We start from the raw sequence: 23,861 nt of genomic DNA, 5'->3' as shown, positions 1-23,861 counted from the left end.
TTCATGATTCAAGAACCATTGATATCTATAATCATTCCAACATTCAATCGTGCACATCTAATTGGCGAAACCTTAGATAGTATTTTGAATCAATCCTATCGTAATTGGGAATGCATTGTTGTAGACGATGGCTCAACTGATAATACAGATACGTTGCTAAAAAGCTATACTGAATTAGATCCACGATTCAAATATGTGAAACGTCCAAATTCGTATTTGCCTGGTGGTAATGGTGCTCGTAATTTTGGGTTTTCCATGAGCAAAGGCGAATTCATCAATTGGTTTGATAGTGATGATGTGATGAATGAGGACTTGCTGAAATTTCAATTGTCATCAATTAAAAAACCTGAAATTGATGTTTCCTTGTGTCAAGCAGTTGCATTTAAAAGTGAGTTAACCAAAACGAAACCATTAAAACAAATAGCGCCTGATAGTAAATTTACGTTACATAATTACATAATTAATAATGTGGTTTGGTTAACACCCGCAGCGCTTTGGAGACGAAGTTTTTTAGTAACAATGAACACTTTATTTGATGAAGAATTGAAAGCTGCTCAAGAATGGGAGTTTCATTGTCGCATATTAAATAAGCAGCCAAATGTTGCAGTGCTAAACATAGAGCTTATTTATGTAAGAGAACATGAAGGCAGTATTACTTATGATGGAAGTGATGTAAAGCGATGGCATTATTTTGTAGCACGTCTAAAACTTTATAATAATCCTAAAATACGTTTAGATAATCCCACGAAGCTTTATTTAAAAGGCTATCTTTTATCTGCGTTTAAGCAATTTGTGATTCATCGAAATTTTAAATGGGCGTTTCGTGCCTTTTTTAATTATATTATGAAAGATTCGCTCATTTCTGTAAAATCCAAGTTAATGGCCTTCTTATTTATGGTGTCTTTTTTAGTGTTCAATAAAGGTTATCATTTGTCAAAAAAAATAAAATGAACCAATCAACACCTATGATATCAGTTATTATCCCGACCTATAATCGTGCGCATATTATAGGCGATACCTTGGCGTCAATAAAGGCACAAACCTATCCGAATTGGGAATGTATAGTCGTTGATGATGGCGGTGATGACGACACGGCATTGGTTATGGGAAAATTCACTGAGACCGATCACCGATTCCGTTATTTTTCAAGACCTGAAAATAAAATTAAAGGGCCATGTAGTTGTAGAAATTTTGGGTTTCAAAAAGCAAAAGGTACATTTATTAACTTTTTTGATAGCGACGATCTCTTTAAGCCATTTGCTTTTGAGCATTGGTTGAAAGAGTTTCATCCAAAAACAGATGCTGTGGTGGCTAAAACAGAATTAGTCGATTTCAATAGTCTGACAATAATGAAGACTTATGAGATTTACTCAGAAACCTTATTAGAAGATTTTTTTATTGGTAAGATTAATTTTTTTGTGTGTGGACCATTATGGCGCCAATCGTTCTTAGTGACTCAGCAACATCTATTTGATGAACAATTAACCAATGGTGATGACTGGGATTTCAATCTGAGACAATTATATAGAAATCCTCGACTAGAATTTTTAGATGAGGCACTCATGCAAAATAGAGTGCATGCTAATTCTTTATCTAAAGAACGGTCTAAACTGAACAAATTAGAACTAATATCTTATTTTAATTCCATGGACTGCCACCTAAAAGAAGTGAAGCAATTTGAAAACGTCAATAGTTCCAGGGTTAATAATTATTTGATGTCAAGGTATAGTGCTTATTTGATATTAGCATTAAAGCATAAGTTTCATGTGCATTTTTTCCTATTTCGGAGATTGATTATTCAGGAATTCAAACTAAGTTATTATTGTCAAATGCTAAAGACCACTTTGGGCTATATGTCTTATCTGTTATTTAAAAAAGGATATCGATTTCTTAATTTTAAATCCAGAGAGAATTGAAACCATTAATTTCTATAATTATTCCGGTTTACAATAGATCGAATTTAATTGGGGAGACACTCGATAGTATATTAGTTCAAACCTATCCGAATTGGGAGTGTATTATTGTTGATGATGAATCAACTGATGATACCTGTACCGTTGTGCACGAATATATTCAGAAAGATGCTCGTTTTAAGTTATTTTCCAAACCTAACAAGTTGCCTAAAGGACCATCTGCTGCAAGAAATTATGGGTATTTAAAAAGTCAAGGCGATTACATTAATTGGTTTGATTCTGATGATCTCATGTTGGCCAATAAATTAGAAATAGATATAGAGCATCTCAAATCGGGTGACTTTGATTTTACAATTAGCCAATCTTCTTTTTTTGTTACTGCAGGAGTGCCAAAAAAGGTGTTTTGGAACCCAGAAATTTGGAGTGAAGACCCAGTAAATGATTTTATCAGAAAACAGATTGGATGGGGTGTCAATTCGCCATTGTGGAAACGCGAAAGTTTGGAGCGTGTGCAACTCACGTTTGATGAGACACTGCTTACAGCAGATGATTTTAAGTATCATGTGCAGGCCTTGCAAAATGGATTACAGCCAATTATCATAGATAAAACTTTGGTCAATATCCGTGAGCATTCCGAGCGGTTAAATGAGCACAGTAATAAATCACCTTATAAACTTTTAGTATACACCTATTTAATAAAAAATAGGAAGGCCTTAGCTTTAAACCCAAAATCAATTCAATACTTAAACTGGCATTTTCTAAGATATTATTCAGGGATTGTTAAAAGTAAAAATTTCAGGTTAAGCTTTATAATGCTATTAAAATGCCTAGGGCATGCATTTAAACTTAAAACCAAAAAGAAAGTCTTTCAATTGTTTTGTGCTGGTCTTATATATTATATTTTTGGAATAGGATATAAGTTATTGGACTATTAAACATGTAGAGTCCGAATAGCATTTTAATGATATAAATTCCATATGTGGTCTCATGCAATCGAGTATAATAAAGCAACCAATACTACCTACCAAACAGCAATTTGCGAAAATTGATGCCCCTCATGAGCTCAATTTAGAAGCCATATGTGTGTTTGCGGCAACAGGTTTTTTTCTTGACGAGGATACCTATTGGAAAGATGTAGTGTGTTTGTCTCCGGCCCATGATCATCATTTCGATGAACACAACAGACGTATTAAAAGTGAATCGAACTTTGAATGGCATTACAGTCCGAGAGATATTTCATTTGAACAAGCCTTAGAAGAATATGTGCAATTACTCTCTAGCATCACAAAAGCTCAAATTGGGGATCAGCCTGTAATCTTACCCTTATCTGGTGGTCTCGATAGTCGAAGTCAGGCACTCATTCTAAAACATTTAAAAAACCCTGTTCATGCCTTTAGTTATGCCTTTCAAGATGGGTTTCCTGAACATAAAATAAGCAAACACATTGCTGAGGTTTGTGATTTTAGCTTTGAGTCTTTTAAAATCCCTAAGGGCTATTTATGGGACTGCATTGACGATTTGGCACAACTAAATCACTGCTATTCTGAATTTACACATCCGAGACAAATGGCGGTTTTAAATCAATTAAAATCCATGAAAGGGCTATTTTCTTTGGGACATTGGGGCGATGTGCTCTTTGATAAAGGCGTTCCAAAAGACACAGAAGAAAAGGAGCTTATTCCTATATTGCTAAAGAAAATGCTGAAACCTGGAGGCCTCGAACTCGCAGCGCAATTATGGCAATCTTGGAATCTCAAAGGCGATGTGAAGAGCTATGTGATGTCGAGGGTCGAGACGTCCCTATCAAACATTAAGATTGATAATTTAAGTGCAAAAGTGAGAGCGTTTAAAACCTCACAATGGGCACATCGCTGGACCACAACTAATTTGAGTGTCTTTGAGGCCGCCCACCCCATAAGTTTGCCTTATTATGATCAAAGAATGATTGAATTTATTTGCACAATTCCTGAAGCATACTTGGCTGATAGACGTTTGCAGATTGCACACTTAAAACAGGATAAAGCCCTTGCAAATATCACCTGGCAAGCGCAAAAACCATTCAATTTAAATACCTATCCATATAATAAAGCCCCTTATAATTTACCCTATAGAATTATAAATAAAGCGCAACGAGAGTTTAATGCTTTAATGGGAAAACCATATATACAACGTAATTTTGAATTACAATTCTTAGGCTCTGAAAACGATGAACAGCTGCGTCACTATCTTTTTGAAACGTCATTTTTAGAATTTGTACCGAAAGACATCGTTGAGCAAACGTATCATAAATTTAAAACAGCCCACTATGTGCGGTATTCACATCCAACGAGTATGCTGTTAACCTTGTCGCTATGGCATAAACATTTTTCCAAATCCTAAGCTATGAAGTTATCAGTCATCATACCTGTTTTTAATGGAGCCGATTTTATTCAGAAATCATATAATTCTATCATGCATCAAAACCTCGACGATTTTGAATTGCTGTATGTGAATAATAATTCTAAAGATGAATCTGTAGCCCGTATTCAGGAGCTTGTCAATACTGATACCAGAGTGAAATTATTGCAGCAGCCTAAACAAGGTGCCGCTGCAGCCCGAAATATGGGCATAGCACACGCAAAAGGGGACTATGTATATATATTTGATGTGGATGATGAAATATATCCGAATGCCCTAAATAAAATGATGGCCGTATTAGATCAATACGAAGACCGATATGCGGTTTTTGGGAAAATGGTGAAATCGCATCGCGGTATTTCTGAAACTCAGAAACCCAAAGACGAATCGGATGAAGTGGTTTTAAAAGATAAACCATTTTGGGGCTTGCACTGGTTTTCAAATTTAAAAGATGTTGTTGGCCCTCCAGCTTTTTTGTATCGAAGCACAGTATTTGAAAAGATTGGAATTTATAATGAAGGCATTAAAAATACCGAAGACACCGCATTTGATATCAAGTTAGGGATGACCTGTGATATAGCGTTTTTAGATAGCTATGTGTATTTGTATTTTAAGCATGCACTCTCAACCATTGAAATGGCAAAAAAGAAAGAAAATCTTACGGCTTTACATTGGACGCGCTTTGTGAAATCCCATTTGCCATTTTACTTAGAAAATGAGGTACCGCTCAAATACAAATCGTTGCTGTATACCTACTTGTATCAAACCACTGGCAAACGCATATATGAAACTAAAGGCATTGGTCAACGACAATTAGTACTTCAAGAGATTAAGGAAGACATCGCTCCAGTGACATTTCCAATACTTTTGCGCTTATTATTAGGGATGTTGATAATATTTCCATTTTCATTTCTACTTAAAATATATGTTTACTACCTTGTTCCTTACTATATAAAAAACCATATCAAAACACTTTAAAGGATTGGCTTAAGCATGAACCGTTTTACCTTTATCATAAAACACGCCTACAAAAAATTACTACTAAATGTCTTGTATAAAGCTTATGTAGTGAACGATTTTGTAATCCAAGCCGATATTAATCAAACGATTAATGTTAGAGGTTGTTCGGTGACACCAGATACACTAGAGAAGAAATTCTATCATTTAATGTTGTACTACCCAGACTTTGCCTTTATCTTTTTTTGGCGCATTAAACGCAGTGGTCATAAATGGAAACATTGGTTCACCAAAGACCTTCCCTGTAAACTGTTTAGAAGCACTAAAATTGAAGGCGGAATGATGTGTTATCATCCCTTTGCAACAGTAATAAATGCGAAGTCTATAGGTAAAAACTTCCAATTCCGAAATGGATTGACCATAGGGAATAAAGGCAACGATAATAGTCTAGTACCAACCATTGGAAATGATGTCACTGTAGGTGCCAATGTTGTGATAATTGGTGACATTACAATTGGAAATCATGTGGTTATTGGAGCGGGTTCTGTCGTCGTAAAAGATGTGCCTTCAAACAGTATAATTGCAGGGAATCCCGCAAGAGTTATTAAGCAAATCGACAAAACATAGCATGTCAAAAAAAATACGTGTTTTATATACCATATCTAATTTTGATACGTCAGGCAGTGGGAAATCTGTCTATGATTTGGTAAAACATATAGATAGAGATGTGTTTGAGCCCGAAATATGTTGCACCCGAGATGACGGCTTGTTCTTTAAAGAGGTCGAAAAATTAGATGCTAAAATTCATATCTTCCCCTTCAAAACGAACTATAGACCTTGGCTTAGCTTTCCGTTTAGGGTATTGAAAATAAAACGATTTTTTAAAGCGCAGCAATTTGATCTCATACATTCATGGAATTGGAGTTCTGATATTTCCGAACCTTTAGCAGCGAGACTTGCCGGAATACCCTATATCTATACAAAAAAAGCAATGGGATGGGGTAATAAGTATTGGACATGGAAATCTAAATTAAGCACTAAAATTATTGCAGTCAATCGGGATATGATGGTACAATATTTTGCAGATATGATGGATAAAGTGGTTCGATTTCCATTGGCAATAGATACAGAGGTGTATAAACCTTCTGCAATTGTATCCGATATATCTAAAACGACCTATTTTAAAACAGATGATTTTGTGATTTTGTCTATTGCAAATTTAGTGGCTGTAAAAGGGATTGAAGTTCTTATTGAAGCTGTCGAGCAGTTAAATGATGATCACATAAAGGTACTTATCGTTGGAAATGACACGAATGACTATGGCAGACATCTTAAAGAACACTACAAAGCCAATAATAATATTGTATTTGCGGGCAAGCAATTGGAAGTAAGACCATTTTTGGAGCTGGCAGATGTATTTGTGATACCCACTAAAGATGAAGGAAGGCGTGAAGGGATTCCGAATGCACCTTTAGAAGCTATGGCATCAGAATGTGTTGTTTTAGGTTCTAATGTGTCGGGTGTAAAAGATATTCTGAACGCATTTCCCGAGTGCTTATTTAAAGCTAGTGACGTAAAGGAATTGGCTGAAAAAATTAAAGAAGTGAAACAGATGTCTCAAAATGACAGATCAAACCTTGCTTCGAGAATGAGGCAACAAGTGATTAAAGAATTTTCAATTGAAACCTTTCTTAAAAATCACGAAACCTTATATTTAAGTATTGTAAAACAAGAGTAATGGGTACTGCTAATCAGAATAATTGGACATCTAAACATCCGGAATATTTACCGGATTTCATCATTGGAGGTGCCATGAAATCTGGGACAACAAGTATACATGCCATATTAGATGCCCATCCAGAAGTAGCCATAGCGCGAGATGAATTAGGCTTTTTTGATATCGACAGTATGTTACAACATCCCGATTTTAACTTTTATGATGCGAAACATAAGGTCTGGTTGCGCCAGTCTATGGAGCAACATCCAGAATTATTATGGGATTGGTACCATTCAAAATTTAAAGACCTTAAAACCACCTCCAATTGTGTTGGGGAAGATTCTACGTCCTATTTAGCTTCTAGGATTGCTGCAAAACGGATTAGTATGCAGGATAAACCCATTAAGTTGATTTTTATGTTGCGCCACCCAACAAAACGTGTCATTTCAAATTATCTCCATAAATTAAAATCGGGTCGCGCAATTTATTCGCTGGAAGAGACGCTACGATACGCTCCAAATAGTATTATAGAAAGGAGTTTGTACAAAGAACAGCTAGAGTTTTATTATAAACACATACCTTTCGATAGAATCAAAATTGTGTTGTTTGAAGATTTTATTCAGAATAAAGAAGCAAGTATTAAAGCTATTTGTGATTTTTTAAACATCAATTTTGATGCCTTTGATAAGACGGTGTTCGATACCCATTCTAATAAAACAAAAGTCCCAAAATATATTGGTCTGCAGTTGTTTAGAAACCGATTATTGAAAAAGACTGGCAACTATAGATATTCCAATTTTTTACCAATTCAACCTAGTTTTCAAGTGCGTATGCCCTTGTGGATGAGGGTGACAGATAAACTGCACAAAAAAATAAACCCTCAAAGTAGCAAGTATACTTTCGAAGCTTCAAAAGATTCGCTACGATGTCTTGACGATTACTTTAAAACGGAGCTTGAAGGGATTGATGACCTTGTGAAGAAAGAGGTCTATTCAAAATGGTTTAAAGACGAATAAAGACAATATGCTATTTAACTCTCTTGATTTTGCTGTTTTTTTGCCTATAGTTTTTATACTGTATTGGTATATCGTCCATCGGTCATTAAATCTGCAAAACTTAGTTTTAGTCATTGTAAGTTATGTGTTCTATGCCTGGTGGGATTACAGGTTTTTAGCGCTTATAGCCATAAGTACACTCATAGATTTCTTTGTAGCTAAAGCCTTAAAGAAAGAAGACAAGCAAAAACGCAGAGCCTATCTTTTAGTGTTGAGTTTGTTGGTGAACCTTGGAATGTTAGCCTTTTTTAAATACTACAACTTTTTTATAGACAGTTGGGTTGACGCCTGGCAAATGTTTGGGATTCATATGCAAACATCTACCTTAAATATCATACTTCCCGTTGGGATTTCATTTTATACATTTCAAACCTTAAGTTATACCATTGATGTGTATCGGAAAAAAATTGAACCGACCCATAGTTTAGTTCAGTTTGCGGCTTTCGTGTCCTTTTTTCCGCAGCTCGTCGCTGGTCCTATTGAACGGGCTTCTCATTTATTACCGCAGTTTAATAAAAAACGGATATTCAATTTCGAAATGGCAATGAGCGGTTTCTACTTGATTATTTGGGGCTTATTTAAAAAAGTTGTTATCGCCGATAACTGTGCGTTTTTCGTCAATCAAATCTTTGATGGTGCTACAGGTTATTCGTCTGCAGAATTGTTTTTAGGTGCTTTGCTGTTCGGATTTCAAATCTATGGTGATTTTTCAGGCTATTCTGATATCGCCATTGGAGTGGCGCGATTATTCGGGTTTTCATTAATGACGAACTTTTCATTTCCGTATTTTTCCAGAGATATCGCAGAGTTTTGGCGACGCTGGCATATATCTTTGTCAACCTGGTTTAGAGACTACCTCTATATTCCTCTGGGTGGTTCAAGAGGGAACCGTCTAAAACAACTAAGAAATGTATTCATTGTATTTCTCGTTAGCGGATTTTGGCACGGGGCTAATTGGACCTTCATTATCTGGGGAACCGTTCATGCACTCCTCTTTTTACCCTTACTTCTAGCGAAAAGAAATCGCATCCATGTGGATACAACACGCATGTCATATGCTCAAATCCCTAAACTATTGCTCACATTTATCTTGGTGACCTTAGCATGGATCTTTTTTAGAGCCGATACAGTGACGATCGCATGGCAATTCCTAATAGATATCTTTAGCTTTAATGGTGTTGGTTTAGATGTTTTCGTCAAAAGCTCCAAAACGATCTTATTCTCACTAATAATTTTAACAAGTATTCTTATCTTGTTAGTGTTTGAGGGATGGGCTGTTCAGCATAATAAAAAAGAAGTGGTATTGTCAAAATATACCGCAATACTAATAACGCTATTAATTTGTTTTATGGGTGTGTTTAAGAACCCATCAGACTTTATTTATTTTCAATTCTAGTGATGAAGCGATTTTTTAAAAACGTATTGATAGTTATTATTGGGTCGGCTATTCTCGTGTCTGTAATGTCCTATGGGAGTTTATACGCTTTGCGGAAATCAGCATTTTATAAACCCTCTTTTATCGCCAACCATGTGTCACAAGACCAATTTGATTATATCATCTTAGGATCGAGTACAGGTTTAACCACACTTCATACAAAAGCCATTGATTCAATAATTGGAACTACGGGATTAAATTTGGCCATGGATGATACAGGTTTGTCGAGCCAATATATCATGCTACAACATTTTATAGCACAAGGGAAAAAGTCAAAATATTGCATCTTGGCGCCAAGTGCATCGAGTTTTGATGTGAACTATAAGGATGTTAGTGATAATGATTATCGATTTATGCCGTTTGCAAACGAATCTTATGTTCATGACTATTACAAAAGATATAATAGCAGAAGAGCAGAACTTCTCAGTGGATCAAAGTGGGCTCCTTTATTAGGCGTGTCCTATTATAATACTGAGGTGTTCTACCCTTCACTTCTAAGTATATTCAATTCTGAAAAACGAAATCGTTTTGATGATAGAGGCAATTATACTTATCCCGCAACACAACGGACTGCTGAAACAATAACCACGACGACTGCACTTAAGATTGAATTTAAAAATGCGGATATTGAAAACATAAGAGCATTATGCGAATTAAATGGTATGGAATTGATTTGTTATTTTTCGCCCATGCAAAACAAAGAAATAGTCACTCAAAATTTAAACTATAAGATCATTAATCATAGTAATTTATTAGATAACACTATGTATTTTTACGATGCTATTCACGTTAATCACAAAGGGAGAGAGATTTCAAGTGCAAGATTTGCAAATGAATTTAATGTGATGATAGAATAGACCTAAATGTTCTAATGAAACATCAAAAGAAAATAGCTATTTACTCTGGTGATATACCAAGTACAACCTTTATTGAGCGCCTTATTCTGGGTGTGTCTCGGTCTAACCATAAACTTTATGTATTTGGCTTTTTAAAAAAAAGCATACCGGTTTATCAGGGTTCGGTTGCCGTAGTAGGGTATAAGAATACCAAAATTCATAAAGCGTTTCATTTATTAAAATATAGCGTTTTGCTATTCATCTTTAAACGTCAACAAAAATCTAAACTTGATCACATACTTAAAGCGCGCTCTCGTAATGCGTTATCAGATAAAGTGAAGTACTATCCCGTATTATGGCATCAACCAGATATTTTTCATCTGCAATGGGCTAAAGGGTTGGAGGACTGGATCTGGGTGAAAGAGTTTGGAATGCAACTGGTATTAAGTCTTCGTGGGGCACACATTAATTACTCTCCTATTGCCGATAAGGACATAGCAACTATGTATCACAATTATTTCCCTAAAGTCGATGCGTTTCACGCAGTGTCTAAAGCTATAGCTGTTGAAGCTGAAAAGTATGGCGCCCAAAAGGAAAAAATAAATGTGGTTTATAGTGGTTTAGATGTGGTACCAAAACACGTTGAAAACATCAAAACAAATGATGTATTTAACATCCTTTCCGTTGGAAGATCGCATTGGGTGAAAGGCTATACCTATGCCTTGGATGCGTGTAAGATTTTAAAAACTGCAAATTTCAACTTTAAATATACCATCATAGGTGCTGCTGAAAATATTGAATTAGCGTATCAAATCCATGATTTAGGACTTCAGCATAATGTGGAGCTACTTGATTATATGTCGTTTAGTCGAGTGCAAGAGTCTATTTATCAATCAGATATATTACTACTATCAAGTATTAAAGAAGGTTTGGCCAATGTGGTTTTAGAAGCCATGTCATTAAAAACGCTGGTCTTATCTACTGATTGTGGTGGAATGAATGAAGTCATCACCAATGGTGTTAATGGCTATTTAACACCTATTCGAGACCCTGAAACCATGGCGCAACATATAATTGAGATAGCCAATTTGCCTGAAGATATCAAAGAAAAGGTGCGTGAGCAAGGCCTAAAAAGAATACAATTAAATCATACAACCAGTCAAATGGTCAATGATATGATTGCATTATATGACGGACTCTAATAATTGAAGTGCATGTCTAAAACTAAAACACAAAAAACCACAATAGGGATTGTATTGTCAACAGTTCCTCGGTATTCTGAGACCTTTTTTAGAAATAAAATTAAAGGTTTACAGAGCAATGGGTTTGAGGTGGTGTTATTTGTAGATTATCGCACTGACGATGATCAAGATTTTCCGTGTAAGGTTGTGGTTGCACCTAAATTTGATGGCCATATACTTAAGGTATTATGGATTAGTCTGTTTACTTTTTTAAAATGTTTGACGGTGTATCCAATACAAACGATACAACATGTCAAAGCTGATCGTACTGATGGTATAAGGTTGAGAAGTCGATTGAAACGATTGATTTTAAATCAGTTTTTATTTTCTAAACAATTAGATTGGTTACATTTTGGGTTTGGTATGTTAGCTGAAGGTAGAGAGAATGTCGCTAGCGCTATAGATGCTAAAATGGCCGTTAGTTTTCGCGGATTTGATTTGTATCTCTCTCCGCTGAAACATAAAAATTGCTATGATTTATTATTTCGAAAGAACGCACAATATCACGTGTTATCGCAAGAAATGAAACAGGATTTAATGGCTTACCATATTGAAGCCCAAAACATAAGAGTAATTACACCAGCGATCAATACCGATTTTTTCTATTCGGAAAAACAATCACATAGCAATGAGGTGACACAAATAGTAACGGTAGCCCGACTGCATTGGAAGAAAGGAATCGTGTATACCCTAGAGGCCATGCAGCTTCTTAAACAAAAAGGCATTCACTTTCATTATACAATTATTGGAGACGGTGAGGAGTTAGAGCGCTTGCAGTTCGCAGTGCATCAGCTTGACTTAAATACTCAAGTGACTTTTGCTGGTAAATTGCCGCAAATAGAGGTTAAAAAGAGACTAGAAGCTTCACATCTGTATGTGCAATATAGCATACAGGAAGGCTTTTGTAATGCCGTATTAGAGGCGCAAGCTATGGGATTAATGACTATCGTATCTAATGCTGAAGGTTTAAGTGAAAATGTGTTGCATGAAAAGTCGGGTTGGGTGGTGCCTAAGCGTCAGCCGAAGCAATTAGCGCAACGTATTATTGACGTCATCAACCTGTCTTCAAAAGATCAAGAACACATAAGGACATTTGCTGTGGCCAGAGTGCGAAATGAATTTAATTTAATGAAACAAAATCAGGCCTTCGTCCATTTTTATAATAACTGATCTAGTTTCTATAATGAGATAGAGCTTTTAAGTGTTCGTTGTGGTTATTTAATTCATTATATCTATTATTGTAATACATTTTATAAACTAACTATTTACCAAAATCTGAGATGACAAACTACGAATTCATGCGATGGGTGACCTTTTCTCTGATGCCGACACATTTAGTGACCGTTCGCAATGATATCAAACGACTGTTGAAGTCGTATAAAGGAACGAATGGCAAGTGTTCCGTTTTAGATGTGGGTGGTCGAAAATCGCCTTATACGATTAATCTGTCTGCAGATATTACCTTATTAGATGTGCCACAAGAAAGCGGCACAAAAGAAGATTTGAATTTAGGGTTTACAAGCGACATATTAAAAACCATTCAAAAAAAACGAAGTAATATAAAAGACGTTATTATTGAGGATATGACACAATCTACCCTTGATGACGCCTCTTATGACGCCGTTGTTTGTATTGAAGTTATCGAACACGTTGAAGAGGATGACATTTTTGTCGAAAACATAGCAAAGGTTATTGCGGCTAATGGTTGGGCTTATTTTACAACACCTAATGGCGATTATATTAAGAATGAAGGTCCAGACAAAAACCCTGATCATGTGCGCCATTATACAAAGGCTCAGTTACAGACCTTACTCGAAAAACATTTTACTTCAGTGGATGTGCATTATGCGGTAAAAACAGGAAAGTATCGCGTTCAAGGCTTAAAAAGTTTTAAACTCAGTGATCCTTTCGGCATTATAAAATCAATAGGTTCCAATATTATAAATCGATTTGAATCTAGAGGTGTCGGAAAAACGGCCTCAAAAACCGCCCATTTAGTAGCGATAGGATATAAATAACCATGTAATTTGTCTAATAAACAACATAAAGTGATTGTCGTTGGCTTGCCTAAAACAGGAACCTCAACCCTAGCAGTCATGTTGAGAATTCTGAATTATAAAGTCACAGGTCCAGATATACATTATCAATTTCAAGATACCAGCTATTTAGAGAAACAATTTAGCGAATATGACGCATTTCAAGATTATCCATGGTGTTTTGAATGGGAACGATATATCAATAACCCAGAAGTGAAATGTATTATACTACATCGCGATTTTGAATCGTGGTGGAAAAGTTTTTATGACTCTTATGGCAATAAAAATGACAGGTACTTATCATTTAGTTACATGAAACTATCAAAAACGGAAGCGAATAAAGCACTCTTCTTAGACTATTTCAATAGGTATTACAACACAGCCCATAAGTTTACTGAGACATATCCCAAACGCGCATTGAGCACAACGATTAAGACACTGGAATGGACAGAGCTGTGTGATTTTTTAGATGAAAAATTACCTAAAAACATATTGGGAAGGTTAGTAAAGAAACCCCATGTGAATAAGCAGAATTCGAAAACTAGAAAAACAATTAAATTCAAAATATTAAATATGATTAAATATGTATTGCTCAAGATTTTAAGTCAAAAAACTTATCTTAAATTAGGGGTCTTCTTGAGGAAAAACATCAGTTACTAGATAGACAACCTAAATAGAATATAAAGATTTCTTTATTTAAGTTTAAAGAAACAACTAAATTTAGCCTAGTTATTTAAATCGAAGCATCGATTAGAACATATAAACGTCAACCTTGAAAATACTCATCTTATATACTTATAACAAAGGCCTACTGTCTAGTTTTTTTCAAGAACTCTCCATGAAATTGTCCAATGACGGACATACAGTCTTTAATTATTTTTTAAAGCATAGAAAAGAATCCTTTATTCAAAACGGTGTAGAGATTTATGGAGATAAGCGCGGGAGTTATGTCTCAAATTACAAACATATTTATAAGATCATTAAACAGACACAACCCGATGTTATTATTTCAAATTTCAGTTATGTGAATCCGGCCTTATTATTTGGTAAACTGTTGAAAGTAAAAAAAAATATTGTGTGGTTTCATACCGTCTATGGTCATAGTGCGCCGAGTGTATTTAAAGTATGGGTAAAAGCATTGTTTTTGAAAATGGCTGATATAGTCATCGCTAACTCAAAAGTATTAGAGCAAGAGTTGCATTCTATTTATGGTGTAGCTAAAAACAGAACGACTCGTATTCCTTTTTGGACAACTATTTTAGATTTTAAAGCTGATACAGAGTTTTCGGGAATTCATGCTAATAAATCAGTATTAAAAGTTGGTTGTCCCGGACGCTTGGTGGCTGATAAAAACCATGAGGTTGTAATTAATGCGATACATCAATTGAAAAATGAGGACAATCAAATTCATTTATATATTGCTGGAGATGGAGACTATAAGAAGGAGTTAATGAGGAACATAGAGAAACTAGATCTCGAATCTGAGATTACCTTTTTAGGGCAGCTAAATGTGAATGAAATGGCAGCCTTTTACAATCAAATGGATGTTGTTGTATTGCCAAGTTTACATGAAGCATTTGGTTTAGTATTTATTGAAGCGATTGCTTTGGGTATTCCTGTAATAGTGTCTACAGAATTTGGGGCACTTAATTTTATCGACCTAAATACATTTTCGGTTGATACGTTTACTTTTAATCCAAAGTCCGTTGAAGGCTTAAAAGAAAAACTAATGTCATATATTCGTGGAGAAGGATTGTCAAGTGAGTTCTTCAAAGAAATATATCATAAAACTTTTGAAAAAGAGGTCATCTATCAATCCATAAAAAGCGTCATTAATTTGAAGACCGATAACCCTATGGCATAATGTAAATATTGCATCATGTTTTTAATTATAGACACGTAATTCATGCCTTTTTTATTCTTAAAATATTTACAACCTACACATTACTTTAGACTCTGTAATAAGAGTGGTTTTTCGGTATTTCCTGTAGCTGAAGAGCTGCCTGAATCTGTAACATCGAAACTAGAATTAGATGATGGCTTTCAATCAAAATCGGCTACAAATTATGATTTGTCATGGCAGGCGATTCAAAAAGGATTTGTTGGTGATGGGTTAACATATGAAAGTTTTGAGCAACTAACGGTTCAAGATAACTATCGCTTCATTAGAAAATATTTTCATTCGGCTTGGGTGTTTTATGTGTTGATATGTCGTTTGTTATCGCTCCATAATCCGTTTACAGAGTGTTTAGCTTGGTATAAAACAAGACATATCTCAAGAGTTGAAATTCATCCCATAGCTGAAATAAATGCAGAATGGTCGTCTTTTAAATCTGCTTTAATCGAAAACAATCCGAGGGTAAGTGTTATCATTCCAACATTAAATCGCTATCACTATTTGAAGGATGTATTAAAGGATTTTGAACATCAAGATTATTCAAATTTTGAAATCATCGTAGTGGATCAATCGGACGCCTTTGATGAAGCCTTTTATAGCGTATTTAATTTGACTATTAATGTCATTCGACAACAAGAAAAGGCGTTGTGGTTAGCTAGAAATAATGCCATACGAGCAGCGCAAGGTGAACTTATTGCACTTTCTGAAGATGATGTACGGATTCAGCCTAATTGGATCTCATCACATCTTAAATGTCTCGATTTTTTTAATGCTCAAGTGTCTGCTGGTGTATTTTATCCTGAAGGTCAGCAGATTCCGAAAGAGCGAGCTTTTTTTGCTGTAGCCTCGCAATTTGCCACGGGTAATGCCATGTTGTATAAATCGGTATTTCAACAGGTTGGCTTGTTCGATCGGCAGTTTGAAAAACAGCGTATGGGAGATGGAGAGTTTGGGTTGCGTGTGTATTTACAAGGTATAAAAAGTGTATCCAATCCAATAGCCTCTTGTGTTGACGTTAAAGCGGCTACTGGTGGCTTAAGAGAAATGGGAAGTTGGGATGCCTTTAGGCCTTCAAAATTTTTCGCACCGCGTCCTATTCCAAGTGTCTTGTACTTTTTTAGGCGTTACTTTGGTCATAAAAGCGCAAAGTTAGCCTTATTACGTATGGTGCCTTTATCTATATTTCCGTATCAGTTTAAAAAAAATAAACCACTGTTGGTATTAGGTGTTTTTTTGTCGGCACTTTTACTTCCAATAGTATGCTATCAGGTCTTTAAATCTTGGCAGTTGTCAAGTAAAAAAATGAAGGAAGGGCCTCTAATTGTGACCTTAGAGTGAGTAAAGAACATCAACATATCGTTATTGTGACCTCTGAATTTCCACCACAGCCTGGAGGCATAGGAAATCACGCCTATAATTTGGCGCTGTACTTGTCTAAGCATGGCTATTGTGTGGAGGTTATTTCAGATCAACGCTCGAGCAAGGGAGAAGAAGAACTTCGTTTTGATAAGACTTTACCCTTCGCTGTAAAACGTGTAAAACGATATAATTGGCGCATTAGAATGTATATGAGGCGTTTGGTATTAACCTATAGAGCATTTAAATCGGCCTCCTGTGTTATTGCTACCGGTAAATTTTCATTATGGAATGTGGGTTTCTTTAGTATGTTTTCAAATCGCAAGACTTTAGCAATAATTCATGGTACAGAAGTCAATTTTAAATCGGTGCTACTTCGTAAATCTGTGGATATAGCACTTCGCAAGTTTGATCAGGTAATTGCGGTTTCAAATTATACTAAAGACTTAGTGGCTTACCTCAATCTCAATATAACGGTTATTCCTAATGGAATCCAATTTTCAAATTGGAGCATGACGCGTCACATGTCAACAACGATAAAAGGCAAGCCTATATTAACTACGGTAGGTCGGGTTAGTGCAAGGAAAGGGCAATTAAATGTAATTAGACACTTGCCTGAGATAATAAAGCATTATCCGGAAGTGCATTACCATTGTATAGGGATTCCAACTGAAGCAAATGACTTTAAGTTAGTTGCTAAGACACTGCAAGTTCAGGATCATATCACATTTCACGGAAGTGTGGATGATATGGTTTTAAAAGAAATGCTGAGTCAAACCGATATATTTGTGATGTTGAGTTCAGAAAGTAGTGATGGTGATGTGGAAGGCTTTGGCATCGCTATATTAGAGGCAAATGCTTTAGGGGTTCCAGTTATAGGATCTTTGGGCTGCGGCATAGAAGATGCTATAAAGGTAAAGTCCTCAGGGCTTTTAATTGCGCATGACAGTGCCGAAGAAATGGTAACAGCGATTTCAGAGATACTACATCGTGATATACAGTATCAAAACGAAGCAAAGCAATGGGCTGAACAACATGATTGGACTCATATTATCAAATCTTACATGGCTTTATTAGAATGAGAGTTTTAACCATAATATCACATACAGAGCATTATAAAGATGATGATGGGACTATATTAGGTCTGGGGTCTACAGTGACTGAAATCAACCATTTGCTTGAAATTTTTGATCACATATACCATGTGGCAATGTTACATGATTGTGAAGCTCCATCTAGTGCTTTGCCATATATTTCGAATCGCATTTCTTTCGTGGCTATACCGGCTTTAGGTGGTGACACAATGCGTGATAAAATGAATCTGATTTTCAAAGGTCCTTTGGTGTTAAAAACCGTACAATCTGCATTACGCAAAGCAGATTACTTTCAATTTAGAGCGCCTACAGGTATTGGTGTTTATGTCATTCCATATTTAATAGGGTTGAGTTCAAAACCGGGATGGTTTAAATATGCAGGAAATTGGAAGCAAAAGCAGGCGCCAATGGCGTATCGTTTTCAGCGTTGGTTATTAAAAAAACAAAAAAGAAAGGTGACCATAAATGGCAGGTGGAGCGATCAGCCTTTGCATTGCCTCACCTTTGAAAACCCGTGTTTAACAGCTGCTGAAATAGAAATCGGAAAAATAGTAATACAGACAAAACGTCTTGAGCAAGGACAACTAAGTTTATGTTTTGTAGGCAGATTAGAGGAAGCAAAAGGAGTTGGTTTCCTTATAAGAGCCTTGAGTCAATTAGAGGCTTCTGACAAAGCAAAAATAAAGAACATACACATCGTAGGTGACGGTCAGCTTATGCAGGTATACAAAGATGAATCACAGTCTATCGGATTGAACTTCATATTTCACGGATTTTTAGCGAGACATGAGGTTCATGAGATTTATAAAACATCTCATGCTATTATATTGCCATCCGCTTCCGAAGGGTTTCCAAAAGTTATAGCTGAAGCGATGAATTATGGCTGTTTGCCCATAGTCTCAAATGTGTCTTCGCTCTCGCAATATGTCAAACATAATGAGAATGGGTTTTTACTCAATGCAATAAGAGAAAGTGAAATCACGAAAGCCTTAGCCAAAGTATTATATCTTTCTGATGGCACTTATGTTGCGATGATTCAAAATGCAAATGAACAACATCAAAAGTTTACGTATGCCCATTATAACCAGAGAATCAAAAATGAGATTTTGACGGATTCAAGTAAAATTTGAGCAATTATAGTAAGTTTAAAATTTCCGTTTAGAGAGAGAGAACCGTTTGAAATTCAATAATTTATTCGTTGTCAAAAAAAAAAAAATACTACATTTATCCCTGCTATTAATAACTTTTATAAATGACCTTGAAAAAACTGACTTGGATTTTTAAGCGGCACCCTTTACTCTATAAAGCCCGTTTTAAATTATTATCCAAGAATTCAAATATTGAAGAAATTCAAGGTTATACTTATAATCAGTACAACAGTAAAAGTACTATTCCGTCGTATTTCGAGGAGATCAATCAAAGCATTTTTAAAGATTTTCAGCCAAAAACAGATTTAGAAAAAATAAAGCATTTAAGCGTTTGGTTGAAAAATAATATTAAAGGAGGTCCAGGTCTCAGTGAACCTTCTGATACAGCACTAAAAATTATGTTGTCGGGTAAAGGAGGTGTTTGCAGTGATATGGCGCAAATATTCAATAATTTTTGTGTTATTAACGATATAAAAGTTCGGGAATGGGGGAATACCAGAGCACCGTTTAATAAAGATTATGGAGGTCATTCTTTTAATGAAGTCTATAGTGAAGACCTCAATAAATGGATTTTCATTGATGTGTATAGCAGCGTGTTATTTTTCTACCATAAAGGAGTGCCTTTATCGGTTATTGAACTATATGAATTGGTAAGAAAAAATGAAAAAGTTTATTTCAAGTCATTTAATTCGGAAAAAGATATTGATGAAAAAGTGATCATTAGAAATTATTTAGACCCAGATAGCATCCCATTTCTTATTTGCCATTATTCAAATAAAACGTATGATTCGTACCTGCGCAAATTCAGACCGCAAATTCCAGTTTTTATTGTTCATTTTGTTCTTTTTGTTATTGGTAAGAGTTATCATTACCGCTTTCCTTTAGATGACTACAAACGTATATTTTCATAAGAATTAACGCTGTTGTATGTATTATGGACTTGTGCATCACTTAAGATATATTATCTTTAGCCAAATCATAACAAGCTCAAAAACCTCTTCTTGAAAACGAATATTACCTATATAAGTGCCATTGCGTTACATATGTTCATAGGCATGGTTGTTTATTTCAATGAATCGTTAGCGAAAGTGTATTTTTTGCTCGCTTTGGGATTCTTTTTATATCGTATCCTTCAATCGCCAAATCACCTAAAAACCTTTGAAATCTTGAAGGCGTGTGCATATTTTGTTGGAGCTGAGGTATTCTTACGAATGACCAAAGGTTCTATCTCTTATGAGGCTGGTAAGTATCTGGTTATTTTATTTATGATAATGGGTATGTTTTACAAAGGCATATCTGGCAGGGGTTATCCGTATTTTATCTACATTATGCTATTAATACCTTCTATATTTGTGGCATCTACGACCTTGAGCTTTGATGCTAATTTTAGAACTAATATAGCCTTTGTGTTAAGCGGACCTATTTGCTTAGGTGCTGCGGCGTTATTTTGCTATGATAAAAAGGTGTCTATAAAGCAACTGAATACATTATTGTTGTATATACTTTTGCCTATAATTACCCATACCATATATATCTTTTTTTATAACCCAAGTGTTCGTGACGTGTTATCGAGTACAGGTTCTAATAGATCAGCCTCAGGGGGTTGGGGAGCCAATCAGGTGGCAACTGTTTTGGGTTTAGGTATGTTTGTTGTTGTCGTTCGATTGTTTACAAAATCGCCATCTATTGGAATGAAAATTTTAAATCTAACTATCTTTTCAGCCATAGCTTTCCGTGCCATGGTCACCTTTAGTCGTGGTGGGGTCATTACAGCTATTATCGCTATTATAGCCTTCCTAGGTATTTATTACCTAAAAGTATCTCGAAGAAAAAAGAATGAAATACTCGCGTTATTTGTGTTTTTTAGTTTGTGTGTGGCTGTAACATGGGTAATAACATCTAAGCAAACAGATGGTTTTATTGATTTGCGTTATGCTAATAAAGATCATCTTGGAAGAGAAAAAGGCGATGTTACTACCGGTCGTAAAAAGTTGTTCCAGGAAGAACTAGATGGGTTTATTTCTAATCCTTTCTTCGGAATAGGATCGAGTAGAGCTAAAGATCAACGAATAGAATTGGAAGGTCAAGGGGTTACCTCACATAGTGAGATTAGCCGATTACTTGCTGAACATGGAATTTTTGGGATTATCATTATCTTGATTCTAATTTTCAAACCCTTAGATTTAAGGTCCCAAAATAAACGTAATTATTACTTCTATGCTTTCCTGTGTTTTTGGTTTGCTACGATAAATCACTCATCAATGCGCATCGCTGCGCCAGCTTTTATTTATGCTCTTACACTTTTAAATGTGACTTATGAAAAACGTCCTGTACATAGGAAACCAACTGCACGCATCCAAGCATAACATCTCATACATTGATGTGCTAGGGCCTTTGTTGTCTAAAGAAGGTATCACAATGTATTATGCATCCAGTTATAACAACAAAGTGTTGCGTCTTTTGGATATGATAAGAAAAGTAGTGGTATTAAGAGCTAAGGTTGATGCTGTATTAATAGATACTTACAGTACTCAAAATTTCTATTACGCCTTAGTAATTAGTCAGTTATGCCGTATCTTTAAACTAACATTTTATCCCATTTTGCACGGTGGAAATCTTCCAAAACGACTCATATCATCTCCCAAAATGAGTCGCCTGATTTTTAAAAATGCTAAGTATAATATAGCGCCATCTCTCTATCTTAAAGAAGCTTTTGAACGTCACGGTTTTTCTAATCTTAAATATATTCCTAATAGCTTACAAATAGCTCATTATAAGGTGTGCGATACAACCTATGACAGTCCGAGACTACTATGGGTACGATCCTTCTCAAAAATTTATAACCCAAAACTTGCAGTTCATGTTTTAGATCAATTAAAATCATCCTATCCCAAAGTCCAGCTCTGTATGGTAGGTCCAGATTCAGATGGGAGTTTAGCAGAAGTCAAACAGATGGCGGCAGATTTAAAATTAGAAGTGAAATTTACAGGTAAACTCACTAAAGAAGCATGGATTGCCCTCTCAGCAGATTATAATGTATTCATCAATACTACAAATTTTGACAATATGCCTTTAAGCGTTATCGAAGCCATGGCGCTGGGTCTACCAGTAGTATCGACTAATGTTGGTGGCTTACCTTACCTTATTGATCATGAGACTAATGGTTTATTGGTTGAGCCAAATGATGTTGAAGCCATGGCAAAAGCGATTTCAGAACTTTTTGTGAATCATGAAAAAAGATTACGAATCATTAAAAATGCGAGAGAAAAAGTAGAGCAATTTGATTGGAGCTTAATCAAAAATCAGTGGTTGAATATTTTAAAATAGTATAATTGGACTAGTTCATCTTAACTTGTTATATTTACAACATAAGCGTTATAAAATGGCTAGAAAAAAGGACATTCACTTTGAAGTATCAGAACGAAAAGTACTCTTACGTCTATTAGATATCGTTTTTGTTTTTATTGGTATTTACACATTAGAGCTGTTTTTTAATTTTGAGTACCTGACCATTAACAGAGATAATGTAATTCCTTTAGCAGTATTGGTTATTTATATCACCGTTTTTGGGACGATTTTCGAAATTTATGATCTTCAAAAATCCAGTAAATTGGATGTGACCTTTAGAAATATCGTTTTGACCGTATCAGTCACTGTTTTATTTTATCTTTTAACACCGGTACTTACTCCCTTTTTACCCGAACAAAGGCTGCAAATTGTTTTGTTTTATCTCACAATAATTGTGATGATTTTTTTGTGGAGATGGGCTTATATTGCTTTTATTTCCACGCCTCGATTTTATAAAAAGGTCCTATTAGTGGGTGAAATATCTAATATAGAGAACATCATAAAACCCTTAAATCAATCGGATCCAAATTATAAAATTGTTGGATTTATCAATTGTGAATCTGAATCTGAATCGCCGATTAAATTTAAAGGCTTAAAAGAGTTTGAACCCAACGAACTCATGGATGTTATTCGGAAGGAAAAAATATCTGAAGTGTTGGTTGCTAGTTATAATTCTGAAACCATAACATCAGAAATATATCATGACTTAATTAATCTTCTAGATCAAGGCTTTACAATTAGAGAGTACACTCAGGTTTATGAAGAATTAACCTATCGTGTACCTATTCAGTTTATAGGTAAGGATTTTTATAAATATTTTCCATTTAGCAGAAGTAATCAAAATACACTGTATCTATTTTTTCATAGAGCATTTGATATTGTGTTTTCAGTATTAGGATTATGTTTTGGGCTTTGTATTCTTCCATTTATTCTTTTAGGTAATCTCATAGGTAATAAAGGACCGCTTTTTTATACGCAAGAACGTGTGGGTCAAAATGGAAAGCCCTTTGAAATTGTGAAACTTAGAAGTATGATTGTAAATGCTGAAAAAGATGGCGCAAAATGGGCACAAAAAAATGATGTTCGAATTACGAAGTTTGGTACCTTTTTAAGACGTTCCCGACTCGATGAAATTCCACAATTTATAAATGTGATTCGTGGTGAAATGAGTATTATTGGTCCGAGACCAGAACGACCGTTTTTTGTAAATGAATTATCTCGTATTATTCCATTTTATGAAACACGTCATATTATCAAACCCGGACTAACTGGCTGGGCACAGGTAAAAACAAGATATGGTTCTTCAGTTGATGATAGTCTAACCAAACTCCAGTACGACTTGTTTTATATCAAGCATCGCGGTATTTTTCTGGATTTAAATATTATAGTCAAAACCCTCAGTACCATTTTATATTACAGAGGTCAATGAGT

At 35.2% G+C, this 23,861-nt stretch carries 22 protein-coding genes; all 22 read left to right on the top strand.

Annotated elements, in window-relative coordinates; all coding sequences use genetic code 11:
- Window positions 1–3 precede the first annotated feature (3 nt).
- The 22 genes from BLT57_RS13490 to BLT57_RS13385 all read left to right on the top strand — a co-directional run bounded on the left by BLT57_RS13490 (window position 4) and on the right by BLT57_RS13385 (window position 23,859).
- Window positions 4–951, top strand: a complete 948-nt coding sequence (locus BLT57_RS13490; RefSeq protein WP_091426422.1) for a glycosyltransferase family 2 protein — start codon at window positions 4–6, stop codon at window positions 949–951.
- Complete coding sequence (locus BLT57_RS13485) at window positions 948–1,916, top strand: glycosyltransferase family 2 protein (RefSeq protein ID WP_091426419.1); 969 nt, start codon at window positions 948–950, stop codon at window positions 1,914–1,916. The genes BLT57_RS13490 and BLT57_RS13485 overlap by 4 nt, the downstream gene beginning before the upstream one ends.
- Window positions 1,913–2,848 (top strand): glycosyltransferase family A protein, encoded by a 936-nt coding sequence (locus BLT57_RS13480; protein WP_091426418.1) that lies wholly within the window; start codon window positions 1,913–1,915, stop codon window positions 2,846–2,848. Before BLT57_RS13485 ends, BLT57_RS13480 begins: the two co-directional genes overlap by 4 nt.
- Before the next feature lie 52 nt (window positions 2,849–2,900).
- Complete coding sequence (locus BLT57_RS13475) at window positions 2,901–4,292, top strand: asparagine synthetase B family protein (RefSeq protein ID WP_172827458.1); 1,392 nt, start codon at window positions 2,901–2,903, stop codon at window positions 4,290–4,292.
- Window positions 4,293–4,295: 3 nt separating this feature from the next.
- The gene (locus BLT57_RS13470; RefSeq protein WP_091426416.1) at window positions 4,296–5,288 is read left to right on the top strand and encodes a glycosyltransferase family 2 protein; all 993 of its coding nucleotides are present in this window, start codon (window positions 4,296–4,298) and stop codon (window positions 5,286–5,288) included.
- 15 nt (window positions 5,289–5,303) lie between these two features.
- On the top strand, window positions 5,304–5,894 hold the full coding sequence (locus BLT57_RS13465; RefSeq protein ID WP_197675472.1) for a serine acetyltransferase: 591 nt from the start codon (window positions 5,304–5,306) through the stop codon (window positions 5,892–5,894).
- Between the two features lies 1 nt (window position 5,895).
- A complete protein-coding gene (locus BLT57_RS13460; protein ID WP_091426415.1) occupies window positions 5,896–7,005 on the top strand; it encodes a glycosyltransferase family 4 protein in 1,110 nt (369 codons plus the stop codon).
- Complete coding sequence (locus tag BLT57_RS13455; RefSeq protein ID WP_091426413.1) at window positions 7,005–8,000, top strand: sulfotransferase; 996 nt, start codon at window positions 7,005–7,007, stop codon at window positions 7,998–8,000. Before BLT57_RS13460 ends, BLT57_RS13455 begins: the two co-directional genes overlap by 1 nt.
- Before the next feature lie 7 nt (window positions 8,001–8,007).
- Window positions 8,008–9,435, top strand: a complete 1,428-nt coding sequence (locus BLT57_RS13450; protein WP_091426412.1) for an MBOAT family protein — start codon at window positions 8,008–8,010, stop codon at window positions 9,433–9,435.
- Between the two features lie 2 nt (window positions 9,436–9,437).
- Window positions 9,438–10,331: a hypothetical protein gene (locus BLT57_RS13445; protein ID WP_091426410.1), complete on the top strand. Its 894-nt coding sequence runs from the start codon at window positions 9,438–9,440 to the stop codon at window positions 10,329–10,331.
- Window positions 10,332–10,345: 14 nt separating this feature from the next.
- Window positions 10,346–11,512 carry a glycosyltransferase family 4 protein gene (locus BLT57_RS13440; RefSeq protein WP_091426408.1) on the top strand — a complete coding sequence of 389 codons (1,167 nt, stop codon included), beginning with the start codon at window positions 10,346–10,348 and terminating at the stop codon, window positions 11,510–11,512.
- A gap of 12 nt (window positions 11,513–11,524) precedes the next feature.
- Window positions 11,525–12,721 (top strand): glycosyltransferase, encoded by a 1,197-nt coding sequence (locus tag BLT57_RS13435; protein WP_091426407.1) that lies wholly within the window; start codon window positions 11,525–11,527, stop codon window positions 12,719–12,721.
- Window positions 12,722–12,831: 110 nt separating this feature from the next.
- Window positions 12,832–13,569, top strand: coding sequence for a bifunctional 2-polyprenyl-6-hydroxyphenol methylase/3-demethylubiquinol 3-O-methyltransferase UbiG (locus BLT57_RS13430; protein WP_091426405.1), 738 nt, complete (start codon window positions 12,832–12,834; stop codon window positions 13,567–13,569).
- Between the two features lie 9 nt (window positions 13,570–13,578).
- Window positions 13,579–14,247, top strand: coding sequence for a sulfotransferase (locus tag BLT57_RS13425; protein WP_091426404.1), 669 nt, complete (start codon window positions 13,579–13,581; stop codon window positions 14,245–14,247).
- 112 nt (window positions 14,248–14,359) lie between these two features.
- Window positions 14,360–15,451 carry a glycosyltransferase family 4 protein gene (locus BLT57_RS13420; protein ID WP_157717195.1) on the top strand — a complete coding sequence of 364 codons (1,092 nt, stop codon included), beginning with the start codon at window positions 14,360–14,362 and terminating at the stop codon, window positions 15,449–15,451.
- A gap of 42 nt (window positions 15,452–15,493) precedes the next feature.
- Window positions 15,494–16,822 (top strand): glycosyltransferase family 2 protein, encoded by a 1,329-nt coding sequence (locus BLT57_RS13415; RefSeq protein WP_091426401.1) that lies wholly within the window; start codon window positions 15,494–15,496, stop codon window positions 16,820–16,822.
- On the top strand, window positions 16,819–17,922 hold the full coding sequence (locus tag BLT57_RS13410) for a glycosyltransferase family 4 protein (RefSeq protein WP_091426399.1): 1,104 nt from the start codon (window positions 16,819–16,821) through the stop codon (window positions 17,920–17,922). Before BLT57_RS13415 ends, BLT57_RS13410 begins: the two co-directional genes overlap by 4 nt.
- Window positions 17,919–19,064: a glycosyltransferase gene (locus BLT57_RS13405; protein ID WP_091426397.1), complete on the top strand. Its 1,146-nt coding sequence runs from the start codon at window positions 17,919–17,921 to the stop codon at window positions 19,062–19,064. Before BLT57_RS13410 ends, BLT57_RS13405 begins: the two co-directional genes overlap by 4 nt.
- A gap of 122 nt (window positions 19,065–19,186) precedes the next feature.
- Window positions 19,187–19,993, top strand: coding sequence for a transglutaminase-like domain-containing protein (locus tag BLT57_RS13400; RefSeq protein WP_091426396.1), 807 nt, complete (start codon window positions 19,187–19,189; stop codon window positions 19,991–19,993).
- A 90-nt stretch (window positions 19,994–20,083) separates the two neighbouring features.
- Window positions 20,084–21,448: an O-antigen ligase family protein gene (locus BLT57_RS13395; RefSeq protein WP_231928707.1), complete on the top strand. Its 1,365-nt coding sequence runs from the start codon at window positions 20,084–20,086 to the stop codon at window positions 21,446–21,448.
- A complete protein-coding gene (locus BLT57_RS13390) occupies window positions 21,399–22,409 on the top strand; it encodes a glycosyltransferase family 4 protein (protein ID WP_091426395.1) in 1,011 nt (336 codons plus the stop codon). The genes BLT57_RS13395 and BLT57_RS13390 overlap by 50 nt, the downstream gene beginning before the upstream one ends.
- A 55-nt stretch (window positions 22,410–22,464) precedes the next feature.
- On the top strand, window positions 22,465–23,859 hold the full coding sequence (locus tag BLT57_RS13385; RefSeq protein ID WP_091426393.1) for a sugar transferase: 1,395 nt from the start codon (window positions 22,465–22,467) through the stop codon (window positions 23,857–23,859).
- The last annotated feature ends 2 nt before the right edge of the window (window positions 23,860–23,861 follow it).

The sequence above is a fragment of the Formosa sp. Hel1_31_208 genome (assembly GCF_900104785.1).
Classification (GTDB): Bacteria; Bacteroidota; Bacteroidia; order Flavobacteriales; family Flavobacteriaceae; genus Psychroserpens.
The sequence above is the reverse complement of the archived record's forward strand: the minus strand, read 5'-3'. Positions and strand labels throughout refer to the sequence as shown.

Coding starts and splice junctions, on each gene's coding strand:
- BLT57_RS13490 (WP_091426422.1), top strand. CDS start 4: ATGATTCAAGAACCATTGATATCTATAATCATTCCAACATTCAATCGT.
- BLT57_RS13485 (WP_091426419.1), top strand. CDS start 948: ATGAACCAATCAACACCTATGATATCAGTTATTATCCCGACCTATAAT.
- BLT57_RS13475 (WP_172827458.1), top strand. CDS start 2,901: ATGCAATCGAGTATAATAAAGCAACCAATACTACCTACCAAACAGCAA.
- BLT57_RS13470 (WP_091426416.1), top strand. CDS start 4,296: ATGAAGTTATCAGTCATCATACCTGTTTTTAATGGAGCCGATTTTATT.
- BLT57_RS13465 (WP_197675472.1), top strand. CDS start 5,304: ATGAACCGTTTTACCTTTATCATAAAACACGCCTACAAAAAATTACTA.
- BLT57_RS13460 (WP_091426415.1), top strand. CDS start 5,896: ATGTCAAAAAAAATACGTGTTTTATATACCATATCTAATTTTGATACG.
- BLT57_RS13455 (WP_091426413.1), top strand. CDS start 7,005: ATGGGTACTGCTAATCAGAATAATTGGACATCTAAACATCCGGAATAT.
- BLT57_RS13450 (WP_091426412.1), top strand. CDS start 8,008: ATGCTATTTAACTCTCTTGATTTTGCTGTTTTTTTGCCTATAGTTTTT.
- BLT57_RS13445 (WP_091426410.1), top strand. CDS start 9,438: ATGAAGCGATTTTTTAAAAACGTATTGATAGTTATTATTGGGTCGGCT.
- BLT57_RS13440 (WP_091426408.1), top strand. CDS start 10,346: ATGAAACATCAAAAGAAAATAGCTATTTACTCTGGTGATATACCAAGT.
- BLT57_RS13435 (WP_091426407.1), top strand. CDS start 11,525: ATGTCTAAAACTAAAACACAAAAAACCACAATAGGGATTGTATTGTCA.
- BLT57_RS13430 (WP_091426405.1), top strand. CDS start 12,832: ATGACAAACTACGAATTCATGCGATGGGTGACCTTTTCTCTGATGCCG.
- BLT57_RS13415 (WP_091426401.1), top strand. CDS start 15,494: ATGCCTTTTTTATTCTTAAAATATTTACAACCTACACATTACTTTAGA.
- BLT57_RS13405 (WP_091426397.1), top strand. CDS start 17,919: ATGAGAGTTTTAACCATAATATCACATACAGAGCATTATAAAGATGAT.
- BLT57_RS13400 (WP_091426396.1), top strand. CDS start 19,187: ATGACCTTGAAAAAACTGACTTGGATTTTTAAGCGGCACCCTTTACTC.
- BLT57_RS13390 (WP_091426395.1), top strand. CDS start 21,399: ATGAAAAACGTCCTGTACATAGGAAACCAACTGCACGCATCCAAGCAT.
- BLT57_RS13385 (WP_091426393.1), top strand. CDS start 22,465: ATGGCTAGAAAAAAGGACATTCACTTTGAAGTATCAGAACGAAAAGTA.